We start from the raw sequence: 13,385 nt of genomic DNA, 5'->3' as shown, positions 1-13,385 counted from the left end.
GTTGCTCCTAAAAATGAAAATGTGATAAAAAATCCAAAAATTTTTTTTCTTTCTTATTTTCATAAAGGGCGATTGCGTAAGCGCCGGCATAAGGCAACTGTACAGATTGATAAGGGATTCTGATCATCTGTTTTTCTGCCAATTCACGCTTTACTGTAGATAAGGGCAGAAATGAAACGCCGAGTCCTTCCTTGATAAACCGTTTCGTTATATGTGTTTGTGTGACTTTCATTGTTCTCACAAATGGAAATGTCACTCTGACTTGACGGAGCAAGTCGTCCCAGTAATCAGGGTGATTGTGGGTCAAAAGCAGGTACTGCTCGAGCACCTCTTTGGCATCAATTTCTTTGTCATCTATGATCCGCTGATCGGGCGGAGCAACAAGGACAACAGGGTCTTTGTATAAACAGTGGCAGGTTAAAGAGGAAGACTGTACCTTTAAACAGCTCAGTCCGATATCTGCTTCCCCGGCTTTAATCTGTGACGCGATTTCTGCCGATTCGAAAATGGTAACTGCCATTTCTGTTTCCGTATTCATCGCTGTGTACCGCTTCATGACAGAAGGGAGCACAGTATCTGCGATAAGCGGAGAAACCGCGAGCTGTAAGGTTTGAGAGTAGCCTTGCCTCACTCTGTGAAGCTCTGCCATGCTGTTTTCGTAATCATCAAGAAGCCGGAGCGCATACGGCAAATAAGCCCTGCCTTCATCAGTCAGCTGAATCTGCCTGCCTTTTCGCTCGAACAGCTTGCAGCTGATTTCTTTTTCCAATTGCTTGATATGCACGGTCACAGTGGGTTGAGATAAAAAAAGCGTTTCCGCTGTTTTTCGAAAGTTTTCATATTTCGCAGCGGTCACAAAGGTGTGAAGCCATTTGAAATCCATTTCTATTCTCCCTCTGATTAATATTTTTAATTAATTCCCTTTAAAATATTCATTATTTTTTAAATATTATATTTACTATAATAACAGAAAAGGATAGGGGGAATACAAATGGTACATTACGGATTAAAGGGAATTACATGTGTGGAAACATCTATCAGCCATATTGATGGCGAAAAAGGCCGTCTGATTTACAGAGGCCATCATGCAAAAGACATTGCTTTGAACCACAGCTTTGAGGAAGCCGCTTATTTGATTTTATTTGGAAAGCTGCCGACAACTGAAGAATTGCAAACATTTGAAGATAAGCTGGCTGCGGAGCGGCATCTGCCGAAACACATCGAGCGCTTGATTCAGTCATTGCCAAACAACATGGACGACATGTCGGTACTGAGAACGGTTGTTTCAGCATTGGGCGAAAATGCATACTCGTTTCAACCAAAAACAGAAGAAGCAATTCGGCTGATTGCAATCACGCCTTCTATCATTGCGTACAGAAAACGATGGACGCGCGGTGAACAAGCAATTGCGCCATCTTCCCAGTACGGACATGTCGAAAACTACTATTATATGCTCACAGGTGAACAGCCTTCAGAGGCAAAAAAGAAAGCGCTTGAAACATATATGATTCTTGCCATGGAGCACGGCATGAACGCATCCACTTTTTCGGCACGGGTTACATTATCTACAGAGAGTGATTTAGTGTCTGCCGTCACTGCTGCTCTCGGCACGATGAAAGGCCCGCTGCACGGAGGCGCTCCTTCTGCGGTGACAAAAATGCTTGAAGACATTGGAGAAAAAGAAAATGCTGAAGCATATCTGAAAGAAAAACTCGAAAAAGGAGAGCGCCTGATGGGATTCGGCCACAGGGTGTACAAGACGAAGGACCCGAGGGCAGAAGCATTGCGACAGAAAGCAGAAGAGGTGGCTGGCAATGACCGTGATCTTGATCTTGCGCTGCATGTAGAAGCAGAAGCGATTCGTTTGCTTGAAATCTATAAACCGGGACGCAAGCTTTATACAAATGTTGAATTTTATGCGGCGGCTGTCATGAAGGCAATTGATTTTGACGATGAATTGTTTACACCGACCTTTTCAGCAAGCCGAATGGTAGGGTGGTGCGCCCATGTGCTCGAACAGGCTGAAAACAACATGATTTTCCGTCCTTCAGCGAAATATATTGGCGCCATTCCTGAAGAAGTTCTTTCATAACATATTTTCCCGTTTAGCCGCTTCTATGGCGTGGTAACGTTCTGTATCAACCACAAGTCTAGGAGTGATGAATGTGAACCCAATGGACAGACAAACAGAAGGACAAGCCCCGCAGCATCAGGACAGACAGCCGGGCATTGAGTCAGAAATGAATCCGCTGCCTCTGTCAGAGGACGAGGATTATCAAGGAAGCGGAAAGCTGAAAGGAAAAGTCGCCATCATTACCGGGGGCGACAGCGGAATAGGGAGAGCAGCTGCTATTGCGTTTGCTAAAGAAGGGGCTGATATCTCCATTCTTTACTTAGATGAGCATTCGGACGCAGAGGAAACGCGTAAACAGGTCGAAAAGGAAAATGTCCGCTGCCTGCTTATCCCGGGAGATGTTGGGGGCGAGAACCATTGTGAACAAGCTGTACAGCAAACCGTAGACCATTTTGGCAAACTTGATATCTTGGTGAACAACGCCGCTGAACAGCATCCGCAGGACAGCATTCTCAATATTTCAACAGAACAGCTGGAAAAAACATTTCGCACAAACATTTTTTCCATGTTTCATATGACGAAGAAAGCTTTGCCTCATTTGAAAGAGGGGAGTGCAATTATTAATACGACATCGATTACCGCTTATGAAGGGGACACGGCATTAATTGATTACTCCAGCACGAAAGGTGCGATTGTCTCCTTTACGCGATCTATGGCGATGTCGCTTGCGGATAAAGGCATCAGAGTAAATGCGGTGGCACCCGGCCCGATTTGGACACCGCTCATTCCGGCGACATTCCCTGAGGAAAAAGTGAAACAGCACGGTTTGGATACGCCGATGGGAAGACCGGGACAGCCGGTTGAGCATGCAGGTGCCTATGTCCTGCTGGCGTCTGACGAATCTTCCTATATGACAGGTCAAACCATTCATGTAAATGGCGGACGTTTTATTTCAACATAATTAACGAAAAACCAGCCTGATGGCTGGTTTTTTTATGTTAGAAGAAATCTCGAAATAAAATAATGTCGATTTTTCTGACAATTTTGTTTTCATTTTTGTGATTTTATATATAATATTGAATAGGAGAAAGGAATGATTCGCCACTAGTACAAATAGAGTAGAAAAAAAGATAAATGACCATTGTTGCTCATGAATTCAGAAAATTCAAATAAAATATATATAAATAGATCATTAGTCTAGGAGTTGAAGGGGAATGAAAGGGAGCGTATTTAGGAAGAAAAGCATTCAGGATTTACTTGCTGCGACGAGCGGTGAAAAATCTTTAAAAAGAGAATTAGGGGCATTCGATTTAACATTGCTTGGAATTGGAGCCATTATTGGCACAGGGATTTTTGTGCTGACGGGAACAGGTGCAGTCACGGCCGGTCCCGGGCTGACCATTTCATTTGTTGTGGCGGCACTGGCTTGTTTATTCGCCGCCCTGTCTTACGCAGAATTTGCTTCAAGTGTGCCTGTTTCAGGTTCGGTGTATACATTCACTTATGCGACATTGGGAGAGCTTATGGCCTTTATTATCGGGTGGGATTTAATTTTAGAATACATGCTGGCGGTAAGTGCAGTGTCAGTCGGCTGGTCTGGTTATTTCCAATCGTTTTTATCAGGGCTGGGCATTCATCTTCCGGTTGCTTTAACCGCGGCACCGGGAGCGGTGAAAGACACCTTTACCATTTTTAATCTGCCTGCATTCGTGATTGTAATGGCGATAACGTTTTTGCTTTATTTAGGCATTAAAGAATCCAAAAGAGTCAACAACATCATGGTTATCTTGAAAGTGCTGGTCGTTCTGTTGTTTATCGCAGTGGCAGCGGTTTACGTGAAGCCGCATAACTGGCAGCCGTTTATGCCGATGGGCTTTGGCGGCGTATTCAGTGCAGCGGCACTCGTATTCTTTGCTTTTATTGGATTTGACGCTGTATCCTCTGCTGCGGAAGAGACGAAAAATCCTGCGAAGGATCTGCCTAAAGGCATTATATTCTCTTTATTGGTTTGCACCATTTTATATGTCACCGTATCAGCGATCATGACAGGGGTAATCCCATTTGCTCAGTTTGCGGGTGTGGCTCATCCGGTTTCTCTCGTTCTTCAAAGCGCCGGGCAAAACTGGGTGGCAGGCATCATTGATATTGGCGCTGTTTTGGGAATGACAACAGTTATGCTCGTGATGCTTTATGGACAGACACGCGTCATGTTTGCCATGTCACGTGACGGACTGGTGCCTGGCTCGCTTTCTAAGGTGCATCCAAAGCACAAAACACCTTATGTGGCCACTTGGTTTTTCGGAACGATGTCGGCGCTTCTCGGCTCACTTGTTCCTCTGGATGAACTTGCAAAACTGGTAAACATCGGAACGCTGTCAGCATTTGTGCTGATTTCTGTGGCAGTTATCGTTTTGAGAAAGAAACAGCCGGATCTTCCGAGAGCCTTTAAATGCCCAGGGGTTCCGGTTATCCCAGGCCTGGCGATTCTGTTCTGCCTGTTCTTAATTTTAAATCTTGGATGGGTGACGATTGTCCGCTTCCTTGTGTGGCTGTTAATCGGCTTGGCAATCTATTTCCTGTATTCAAGAAAGCATTCAAAATTAAATCAATAATCTTGTGATTAAGAGAGCGGCCATACAGGCTGCTCTCTCTTTTATGTTCTTGGCAAATGAATATATAGAAATGAAGACAAAAATAAGAGATAATATAGGCTGGAAAGGAAGTGACGTTTATTGTCTGAGCAAAAACCAGTCCAATGGGCTTCGAAAATCGGTTTCGTCATGGCAGCCGCCGGCTCGGCCATCGGCTTGGGCGCGATATGGAAGTTCCCTTATGTAGCGGGGACCAATGGAGGAGGAGCCTTTTTTCTTATCTTTGTGTTATTTACCATCCTCTTAGGCTATCCGCTTTTAGTAGGGGAATTTATTTTTGGAAGACGGAACCAGACGAATGCCATTGATGCATATAAAAAAGAAGCGCCGCGAACAGCTTGGTTTCTTACAGGGTGGGTCGGCGTAGCCGCATGTTTCTTAGTACTGTCGTTTTACAGTGTAATCGGAGGATGGATTTTGCTGTATATCGTGAAGACAGCATCAGGTTCACTGTCCGGACTTTCTCAAGCGCAGTATGGCACCCTTTTTGCTTCTATTATCCAAAATCCGGTGCAGACGCTCACGGCTCAGTTTGTATTTATGGTGCTGACTGTCTTAGTAGTTGCCAGAGGGGTTCAAAAAGGGATTGAACGGGTCAGTGCGGTGATCATGCCGATTTTGTTTATATTGTTTATTCTTCTCGTTCTTCGGTCTCTTACACTTAATGGTGCGATGGAAGGCGTGACATTTTTGCTTGTGCCTCATTTCGGTGATCTGACGCCGGAATCCATATTATTCGCGTTGGGACAAGCCTTCTTTACATTAACACTGGGTGTGTCGGTGATGGTGACTTACAGCTCTTACTTGCCGAAAGCACAAAATGTCCCTCGTTCGGCAGCATCCATTGTCGTGATGAATGTCATTGTGACACTCTTGGCGGGTTTGGCCATTTTTCCGGCGGTTTTCTCATTCGGCTTTCAGCCAAACGAAGGTCCGACACTGCTGTTTACAGTGCTTCCGGCTGTATTTGAACAGCTTCCGTTCGGCACGCTGTTTTTTATCGGCTTTCTGGTTGCGTTTTTATTTGCAGCCTTAACCTCAGCGTTTTCGATGGTTGAAATTATTGTCGCCACAATTGGAAAAGGGAATGAAAAGAAGAGAAAAAAACTGTCATGGACGACCGGGCTTTTGATCTTCTTGGTCGGAATCCCTTGCTGCTTGTCTTATGGTGTATTAAGCGATGTGCACATATTTGGTAAAACGTTTTTTGATATGGCCGATTTTACCGTCAGCAATGTTTTAATGCCATTAGGCGCTCTGTTAATTTCTCTTTTTATCCCGCTCAGAATTTCGAAGCGCGAGCTCTGGGAAGAAATGAGAAACGGATCAAATGCAGGTAAAGCATTCTTTTACACATGGTTTTATTTGCTTCGGTTTATCGTGCCGTTAGCCATTATCATTGTATTCTTAAATTTAATCGGAATTTTATCATTTTAAAAAACAGGCTCCGTTTCCGGGGCCTGTTTTTTATTTAATAAGACGATATCCACGGTGCCCAAGCCGTTTTCAGTTTTTCGATACCGAGCCTGATGTCCTCTTCTGACAAACTGCCATAACCGATTAAGACAGAAACAAATGGCGGCTGTCCTTTATATGAGGGAGATACGGGATAGATGGTTACGCCGTTGTCGGCGGCAGCTTTGATCGCTTCTTCTTCACTTACTGGAAACAAAATCCGCAGCAGGATGTGAAGCCCGGAGTTTTTACCGAGAATCTCAACGCTATTTCCCAGTTCAGAGCGTATGGCATCTAACAGGACAGCGTGTTTTTTTCGGTATAAGGCTCTCATTCTATTTACGTGCTTTTGCCATTCTCCGCTTTCGATGAAGTCTGCTAATGCCATTTGCGAGTGGAAAGAGACCGTTTGCTTCATTAACTGAGCGTTTTTTCTGACCGGTTCCATGAGTGCAGGGGGTAAAATCATGTAGCTGAGCCGCAAGGAAGGCAACAGTGACTTTGAAAAAGTGCCGAGATATATGACTCTGCCATTCGGATCAAGACCCTGCAAAGACGGAATAGGCTGGCCGCTGTAACGAAATTCTCCATCGTAATCATCCTCTATAATGAAAGAGTTTGCTTCTTTTGCCCATGCCAGCAGCTCCTGTCTGCGGGTTATTGTCATAATGGTCCCGAGCGGAAACTGATGCGAAGGAGTCGTATACACGAGATACGGATTCTGCCGTTTAACCTCACCCAACAGGACGCCTTCTTCATCAGAACAAATCGGAATGACATTCATGCGATTGGCTTCAAACATCCTTCTTGACCGGTGAAAACCCGGTTCTTCAAAGCCGATTTTTGTTCCTGGCTCAAGCGTAAGGCAAAGAATTTGCAGAAGCACGGTTGTTCCTGCGCCGATGATGATCTGGCCGGGCTCACAATTGACACCTCGTGACATTCTGACGAAATGGGCAATCATGTGCCTGAGTTCAGGTTCTCCTTGTGGATCGCCAGAGGTGTGGAACGATCCGGAGTAGCGCTCCAGACTTTTTGCCGTACTTTTTCTCCAGGCGTTAAAGGGGAAGTGGATATGATCAACATTGCCCTGATGAAAGTCAATAGCAGGTGCGTTATGTTCATGTAAGACCTGTTGCATAGACTGGTGAAAATGGTCAGGAACCGCCGGGAAGCCTGCTTCTACTCCCGCCGCGAACCAGCCGATTTTTGGCTTGCTTTTGACATAGCCTTCAGCAGTTAATTGCTCGTAAGCACGTTCGATTGTTGCTGTACTGACACCGAGCAAGCCGGAGAGTCTGCGTTTTGACGGAAGTTTTGTTCCCTTCGTTATTCGCGCATGTGAAATTTCTTGTTTGAAAAAGGTATAAAGCTGCTCATACAGCGGTGTTTTGCTTTTTTTATTAAGAAACGGCGTAATATCCATCTCATATCTCCTTTGTATCTGGCATGGTCAATTTTTCTAATATTGGCTATTTGGCAAATGCCATTTATTCGCTATGATCATTGTAACGAAAGGAAAGGGGATTGAGAAGATGATTCATTTGAAACAACTAACCACGAAAGAAGAATGGGCCGAGTCGTATCCGGTCATGAGTGAATTGAGAACAGAACTGGATGAAGAGACGTATTTACAAAGGCTTGAAGCCTGTGTACAGAAAGAATCGTATATGCTGTTTGCCTTATATGAGGGTACAGCAATCAGGGCGCTGTGCGGCGCGCTGCCGAGAGTATCCATTCATAAAGGGGAGCACTTATGGATTGCGGATCTTGTGACAACCGCGCCTTGCCGATCAAAGGGATACGGCAAAATGCTTTTAGATTATGCCGCAGACTGGGCGAGAAAAGCCGGATTTGGCTTTATCAGTCTTTCATCTGGCCTTCAGCGTAAAGACGCACACCGATTTTATACAGACAAAATGGGTTTTTCTATAGAAAGCTATCTGTTTCGAAAGCAGGTGTAATTAAAAAAGACGCCTGAAGAGGCGTCTATTTCTTTTAAAAGCCAAACTGTAAATTGGTATCTACAGATACAATGGTATACACACAAATGATCACAAAGAGATTCAGGATGACGCCGAGCAGGCCGGGGCCTGTGCGTCCTCTCTTGATGAAGAGTTCAATAACGCCAAACGGAACGGCAGCCATGGCGAACGGAAGCATTTGATAGGAATAAAATGTGACGTTGCTGATAATCGCCAAATTCAGCAGAAGCAGGGACAGAACCGCTGTCCCGACAGAGATCCAGCCAAATACATTGTGTTCTTTGAAAATTCTTACCAGTTCCATAATTCCACCTCGCCGACATTCGCTGATTTTACAGATTTGTTTTTCAGCATGCGCTGGATTTCCTTGGTTGGTCCTGTAACGACCGAACCGTATACATTGACACCGTTTTTCTCGACATAATCCAATCGGTTATCTACATTCAGGTCTTTTCGTTTTGAAATGACCTGCGCCCATTTTTCGTGCTTGGACATGAATTTCAGGGCGTTGATAAACTGATCGCCATTTGACTTGCCTTTTGTATTAAGTGCGGCCAAGAACTTTGAATCCTTCCCAGGATAGCCAAGAGGTTCTGTGTACACTGTCTCATTTGTATTTCTCTCTGTTTCAATTGCATTCCACAAAAAGCTCACATCATAGCCTTTGAACTTGTTATACACTTCTTTTGTCGGGTATGCACGGTCATATGAAAGATAGACCTCGGAAACCGTTCCTTCAGGTAATGTCTTTAATGTTTTTTCTGCTTTTGCGGTTGATTGTTCTGACGCATTTGATGGGTGTGTAAAGTAATGGCCTGTTTTATTCACTTCTAAGTCATAGTAGTTAACGGCCGGCGCTTTCACTTTATCATAAAACATTTCAACCCGTTCATTCCCTACGGCAGCTGTCTTCGTGCCGATCTGCTTTTGCAGCGGGAATTCCGTATTCATGCCAAACAGCTTCACTTGGCTTTTCAGTCCGGATGTATCGACAAGAACATTCGGCATGGTCAGGGCTACAGTGACTGCGGCGGTTTCCATAAACTCATTGCCGGTGCTGTGTTTTCCTCCCATTCCATAATAGAGGTAGCTTCCCAGCGTACAAAGCGGCAAAATCATCAATGTCGAAATGACGGCAAGTACAGAAATTCGCAAATAAGACTTGCGTTTGCCGTAGGCTAAAATCGCTTTTTGTTTTTCAGGACTGATGCTGACATCCCAATCGTTGTCGTCCTCTAGCTCGCTGTCAATCAGTTCCTGATACACTTCTAGCTTCTCAAGTTCTTCCTCAAATGCGGTCATTTCCTGGTCGCTCATTTCCCCATTTTTATATTGATCAAAACGCTTTTTAAATTCTTCATTCATCATTAACACCTCTATTATAAAGTGCTTTCAGCCGCTGTCTGGCGCGAAATAAAACACTTTTAAAATTCGCTTCTGAAATATTCATAATATGGGATGCTTCTTTGTAATTTAACTCTTTTAAATAATATAGCGTTAAGGCCTCCCGATAATTATCGGGGAGCTCGGACATATAACCAGTCAGCACTTCCTTTATCTCTACCTGATGGGCAGGGCTCTGAACAGCATTTTGAAAGAGGCTTCCGATCAAGTCATCAGAAATGGTTACTTCTTTCTTATGCTTTCTGACGTAATCAATGAAGGCGTTTCGCGCTACTTGAAAAAGCCAGGGCTTTACTTTGCTGTGATCATAGGAGTGAATGTGTATGTATGCCCGCATAAAGGTTTCCTGCAGCAAGTCTTCGGCAAGATGCTTGTCTTTAGTCATGGAGAGCAGGAACCTGTAAACATCATTCATGTACATTTGGTAAATTTCATCGATCGTCACTGCCTTTTCTCCCCTCTATCTTATACACGCATAAGAAAGGTTTAAAGTTGCACATTACGTGCAAACGGCTTTTTTATACCTAATCAAACACCATTCCTATATAGTAACCAAAAATGGACGCAAAAGATAGTACCGAGAAATGTTTAACATTTTTGCCAGCGGGGAAAAGATAGTGAAAAAGTGAAGGAGTGGCACAATGGAATATACCAGTATTGCAGATACAGGAATCAAAGCCTCCAGGATCGGCCTCGGTACATGGGCGATTGGCGGAACGATGTGGGGAGGCACTGACGAAAAAACATCCATCAAAACAATCCGCGCCGCTCTTGATCAGGGGATCACACTGATTGACACTGCGCCGGCTTACGGCTTCGGGCAGTCCGAGGAAATCGTCGGGAAGGCGATCAAGGAACACGGCAAAAGAGATCAGGTGATTCTCGCAACGAAAACGGCTCTGGACTGGAAGAACAACCAGCTATTCCGCCACGCAAACAGAGCGAGAATCATAGAGGAAGTCGAGGCTTCTTTGAAGCGGCTCCAAACGGATTATATTGATCTTTATCAGGTGCATTGGCCTGATCCGCTTGTGCCAATTGAAGAAACGGCGGAAGTAATGAAGGAACTATATGATGCGGGGAAAATCCGGGCGATTGGCGTCAGCAATTTTTCAGTTGAGCAAATGGATACATTTCGCGCCGCTGCACCGCTTCATACGGTACAGCCTCCATATAATCTGTTTGAAAGAGAAATCGAAGAGAATGTTCTTCCCTATGCAAAAGACAAACAGATCACAACGTTATTATACGGCAGTTTATGCAGAGGGCTGTTAACAGGAAAAATGACCGAAGAGTATCCATTTGAAGGCGACGATCTGAGAAATCACGATCCGAAATTCCAGAAGCCCCGTTTTAAAGAGTATCTTTCCGCTGTCAAACAATTGGATGAGCTGGCGAAGACACGTTATGGAAAATCAGTGATTCACTTGGCCGTCAGATGGATCTTAGATCAGCCGGGAGCGGATATCGCTCTTTGGGGAGCGAGAAAGCCTGAGCAGGTTGAGGCGGTATCAAAGATTACAGATTGGACGCTGAGCAGTGAAGATCATAAAGACATCAATACTATATTAGAAAATACGATATCAGACCCGGTCGGGCCGGAGTTTATGGCACCGCCGACCAGGGAGGAAATATAACAAAAGCTGAGGGGGAATCCTCAGCTTTCAGCGTGTCGACAAACCCTCGCATTCGTTGTCAGGCCTGCATGTCGGTGCTCACGAATTAGAAGATTCGCTGTGCTCCGATGCTCGTCCTTCCTAGACTTCAAGGGTTTTCAATCACGCTGAAAAGATGACAAAATGCTAAAATGAAAACCATTTTAGCATTTTGTCAACAATCTGAAAGCTGAGGGCAAATCCTCAGCTTTTTGGCGTTTTAACCGGAGAAATCATAAAAATTAGTACCAGGTAATAAAAAATGTTGTTATAATAACAGTAAGAATCATTGATTACGACAAAGGAAGTGCGATATGTATAAGTTTTGTGCAAATGCTTTAAAAGTTATTCTTTCTCTTCGCGGAGGAGTGAAGGTGTATAACAAAGAAAACCTTCCGGCCGATTCAGGTTTTGTCATCGCGTGTACACACTCCGGCTGGGTTGATGTGATCACACTCGGAGTCGGGATTCTTCCTTATCAAATACACTACATGGCGAAAAAAGAGCTTTTTCAAAATAAATGGATCGGTTCATTTCTGCAGAAAATTCATGCCTTTCCGGTAGATCGGGAAAATCCCGGGCCAAGCAGTATTAAAACACCGATTAAGCTGCTGAAAGAAGGAGAGATCGTCGGTATCTTCCCAAGCGGAACAAGAACCTCTGAGGACGTGCCTTTGAAAAGAGGTGCGGTGACGATTGCGCAAATGGGGAAAGCGCCGCTCGTTCCCGCTGCTTATAAAGGGCCTTCAAGCGGAAAGGAATTGTTCAAAAAAGGAAAAATGAAGCTTATTATCGGTGAGCCTCTTCAGCAGGCTGATTTTGCCCACCTGCCGTCAAAGGAAAGACTTGCAGCTATGACAGAGGCTTTGAATAATAGTATTAAAGAACTTGAAAAGAAGCTTGAGCAGCTATAAACCATCAGTGCTTCTACTCACTAATTTTCCGATTGTTTATAAGTTCCTCGGTAATTAGCTATACTAATTGAGGAATTGACTATTGGGAAAGGTTACGGAAAATGAAAAAAATCATCGTAGTAGGAGCTGGAATTCTGGGAGCGTCAACTGCATATCAGTTAGCCAAAATGGGGGCTGAGGTTCTTGTTATAGACCGGAAAGATAAGGGGCAGGCCACCCATGCGGCGAAAGGCATTATTTGTCCGTGGCTGTCACCGAGGCAAAATCAGGCGTGGTACAGAATGGCAAAGGCAGGAGCACACTTTTACCCCAGTTTCATAGAAGAGCTTAGAAAAGCAGGCGAGAAAGAAACGGGTTATGCTCCTGTTGGTGCTCTTAGTATTCATCACGAGAAAGAAAAGATTGAGAAAATTGAAAAACGGGTGCAGGAACGTAAACAAGGTGCCCCGGAAATCGGTGAGATTTCCTTTCTTTCTGAAGTGCAAACTGCTGGCATGTTTCCGTTGCTGGCTAAACGGTACCATTCCATTCATATAAGCGGAGCTGCCCGAGTGGATGGCGAAGTGCTGAGAGATGCATTAGTGCGTTCTGCTCAAAGAATGGGCGCCGTTTTTTTAACAGGCGATGCCAAACTTCAATATCATTCGAAACGAGTGACAGGAGTAACCGTGAGTGATGAATGTTATGCTGCTGATGAGGTGATTGTTTGTGCAGGTGTATGGGCAGACCAATTGCTGGAACCTTTAGGCATTCACTTCAAAGTAAGCGTGCAAAAAGCGCAAATCGTATATGTACAAGTTCCGGACGCAAATGATATGGAGAGCTGGCCGGCTTTGATGCCGCCTTCTAAGGAATATCTGTTAGCTTATGCTGACAAGAGAATAGCCATTGGAGCGACTCGCGAAGATGACATAGAAGGACATGATGTACGGATAACGGCCGGCGGGCTGCAGGAGTTGTTGAACAAAGGTCTAGAAATGGCCCCTGGTTTAGCAAACAGCACCTTTCAAGAGGCAAGAGTCGGTTTACGCCCTTTTACACCAGGTGATGTGCCGGTGATCGGTCCCCTTCCCGGCTGGGATGGGATCATAGCAGCAAATGGCCTTGGATCGTCAGGTTTGACAATGGGCCCCTATATGGGGCTGCAGCTGGCAAAGCTGGCTCTTAAAATGGATGTAGACATCAATTTAGAAGAATATGATATAAAAAAAGCAGCAGACGTTCATTGAACATCTGCTGCTTTTTGT

13 protein-coding genes are annotated in these 13,385 nt (G+C 44.7%); 8 read left to right on the top strand and 5 right to left on the bottom strand.

The features are described 5' to 3' along the window. Positions 1-7: 7 nt before the first annotated feature. Positions 8-883: a transcriptional regulator CitR gene (gene citR / locus Q5C82_RS07370; protein WP_003224154.1), complete on the bottom strand. Its 876-nt coding sequence runs from the start codon at positions 881-883 to the stop codon at positions 8-10. Between the two features lie 108 nt (positions 884-991). Between citR and citA the strand changes: the two genes are divergently transcribed. The 4 genes from citA to Q5C82_RS07350 all read left to right on the top strand — a co-directional run bounded on the left by citA (position 992) and on the right by Q5C82_RS07350 (position 6,162). Beyond that, positions 992-2,092 (top strand): citrate synthase CitA, encoded by a 1,101-nt coding sequence (citA, locus tag Q5C82_RS07365; protein ID WP_003224156.1) that lies wholly within the window; start codon positions 992-994, stop codon positions 2,090-2,092. A gap of 73 nt (positions 2,093-2,165) precedes the next feature. Continuing rightward, a complete protein-coding gene (locus Q5C82_RS07360; protein WP_032727226.1) occupies positions 2,166-3,035 on the top strand; it encodes an SDR family oxidoreductase in 870 nt (289 codons plus the stop codon). A 253-nt stretch (positions 3,036-3,288) separates the two neighbouring features. Beyond that, entirely contained in the window at positions 3,289-4,686 is a 1,398-nt protein-coding gene (gene bcaP / locus Q5C82_RS07355; protein ID WP_003224160.1) for a branched-chain amino acid transporter BcaP, read from the top strand. A 120-nt stretch (positions 4,687-4,806) separates the two neighbouring features. Further along, entirely contained in the window at positions 4,807-6,162 is a 1,356-nt protein-coding gene (locus Q5C82_RS07350) for a sodium-dependent transporter (RefSeq protein WP_003224161.1), read from the top strand. Positions 6,163-6,196: 34 nt separating this feature from the next. Here Q5C82_RS07350 and Q5C82_RS07345 read toward each other — a convergent pair whose 3' ends face one another. Beyond that, complete coding sequence (locus Q5C82_RS07345) at positions 6,197-7,606, bottom strand: PLP-dependent aminotransferase family protein (protein WP_003224163.1); 1,410 nt, start codon at positions 7,604-7,606, stop codon at positions 6,197-6,199. Positions 7,607-7,715: 109 nt separating this feature from the next. Between Q5C82_RS07345 and Q5C82_RS07340 the strand changes: the two genes are divergently transcribed. After that, positions 7,716-8,144, top strand: coding sequence for a GNAT family N-acetyltransferase (locus Q5C82_RS07340; RefSeq protein ID WP_003224165.1), 429 nt, complete (start codon positions 7,716-7,718; stop codon positions 8,142-8,144). A gap of 34 nt (positions 8,145-8,178) precedes the next feature. On the opposite strand, the gene Q5C82_RS07335 is transcribed toward Q5C82_RS07340, so the two are convergent. The 3 genes from Q5C82_RS07335 to sigM are packed head-to-tail and all read right to left on the bottom strand — an operon-like array spanning position 8,179 to position 10,014. Further along, the gene (locus Q5C82_RS07335) at positions 8,179-8,469 is read right to left on the bottom strand and encodes an anti-sigma-M factor (protein ID WP_003224169.1); all 291 of its coding nucleotides are present in this window, start codon (positions 8,467-8,469) and stop codon (positions 8,179-8,181) included. After that, positions 8,457-9,533, bottom strand: coding sequence for an anti-sigma factor (locus tag Q5C82_RS07330; protein WP_079996321.1), 1,077 nt, complete (start codon positions 9,531-9,533; stop codon positions 8,457-8,459). Before Q5C82_RS07330 ends, Q5C82_RS07335 begins: the two co-directional genes overlap by 13 nt. Beyond that, a complete protein-coding gene (gene sigM / locus Q5C82_RS07325; protein WP_003224177.1) occupies positions 9,523-10,014 on the bottom strand; it encodes an RNA polymerase sigma factor SigM in 492 nt (163 codons plus the stop codon). The genes Q5C82_RS07330 and sigM overlap by 11 nt, the downstream gene beginning before the upstream one ends. 196 nt (positions 10,015-10,210) lie before the next feature. Between sigM and Q5C82_RS07320 the strand changes: the two genes are divergently transcribed. The 3 genes from Q5C82_RS07320 to Q5C82_RS07310 all read left to right on the top strand — a co-directional run bounded on the left by Q5C82_RS07320 (position 10,211) and on the right by Q5C82_RS07310 (position 13,367). After that, positions 10,211-11,206, top strand: a complete 996-nt coding sequence (locus tag Q5C82_RS07320; RefSeq protein ID WP_003224180.1) for an aldo/keto reductase — start codon at positions 10,211-10,213, stop codon at positions 11,204-11,206. A 332-nt stretch (positions 11,207-11,538) separates the two neighbouring features. Then, positions 11,539-12,138 carry a 1-acylglycerol-3-phosphate O-acyltransferase gene (locus Q5C82_RS07315; protein ID WP_003224182.1) on the top strand — a complete coding sequence of 200 codons (600 nt, stop codon included), beginning with the start codon at positions 11,539-11,541 and terminating at the stop codon, positions 12,136-12,138. A 101-nt stretch (positions 12,139-12,239) separates the two neighbouring features. Continuing rightward, positions 12,240-13,367: an FAD-binding oxidoreductase gene (locus Q5C82_RS07310; protein WP_003224184.1), complete on the top strand. Its 1,128-nt coding sequence runs from the start codon at positions 12,240-12,242 to the stop codon at positions 13,365-13,367. Positions 13,368-13,385 lie beyond the last annotated feature (18 nt).

It is taken from the genome of uncultured Bacillus sp., assembly GCF_958411575.1.
Classification (GTDB): domain Bacteria; phylum Bacillota; class Bacilli; order Bacillales; family Bacillaceae; genus Bacillus; species Bacillus spizizenii.
The sequence above is the reverse complement of the archived record's forward strand: the minus strand, read 5'-3'. Positions and strand labels throughout refer to the sequence as shown.

Bases quoted from the DNA above. Each gene is read 5' to 3' on its own strand.
- Q5C82_RS07330 (WP_079996321.1), bottom strand. From the start codon at position 9,533: ATGATGAATGAAGAATTTAAAAAGCGTTTTGATCAATATAAAAATGGG.
- Q5C82_RS07340 (WP_003224165.1), top strand. From the start codon at position 7,716: ATGATTCATTTGAAACAACTAACCACGAAAGAAGAATGGGCCGAGTCG.
- Q5C82_RS07345 (WP_003224163.1), bottom strand. From the start codon at position 7,606: ATGGATATTACGCCGTTTCTTAATAAAAAAAGCAAAACACCGCTGTAT.
- bcaP (WP_003224160.1), top strand. From the start codon at position 3,289: ATGAAAGGGAGCGTATTTAGGAAGAAAAGCATTCAGGATTTACTTGCT.
- Q5C82_RS07310 (WP_003224184.1), top strand. From the start codon at position 12,240: ATGAAAAAAATCATCGTAGTAGGAGCTGGAATTCTGGGAGCGTCAACT.
- Q5C82_RS07335 (WP_003224169.1), bottom strand. From the start codon at position 8,469: ATGGAACTGGTAAGAATTTTCAAAGAACACAATGTATTTGGCTGGATC.
- Q5C82_RS07320 (WP_003224180.1), top strand. From the start codon at position 10,211: ATGGAATATACCAGTATTGCAGATACAGGAATCAAAGCCTCCAGGATC.
- Q5C82_RS07315 (WP_003224182.1), top strand. From the start codon at position 11,539: ATGTATAAGTTTTGTGCAAATGCTTTAAAAGTTATTCTTTCTCTTCGC.
- citA (WP_003224156.1), top strand. From the start codon at position 992: ATGGTACATTACGGATTAAAGGGAATTACATGTGTGGAAACATCTATC.
- citR (WP_003224154.1), bottom strand. From the start codon at position 883: ATGGATTTCAAATGGCTTCACACCTTTGTGACCGCTGCGAAATATGAA.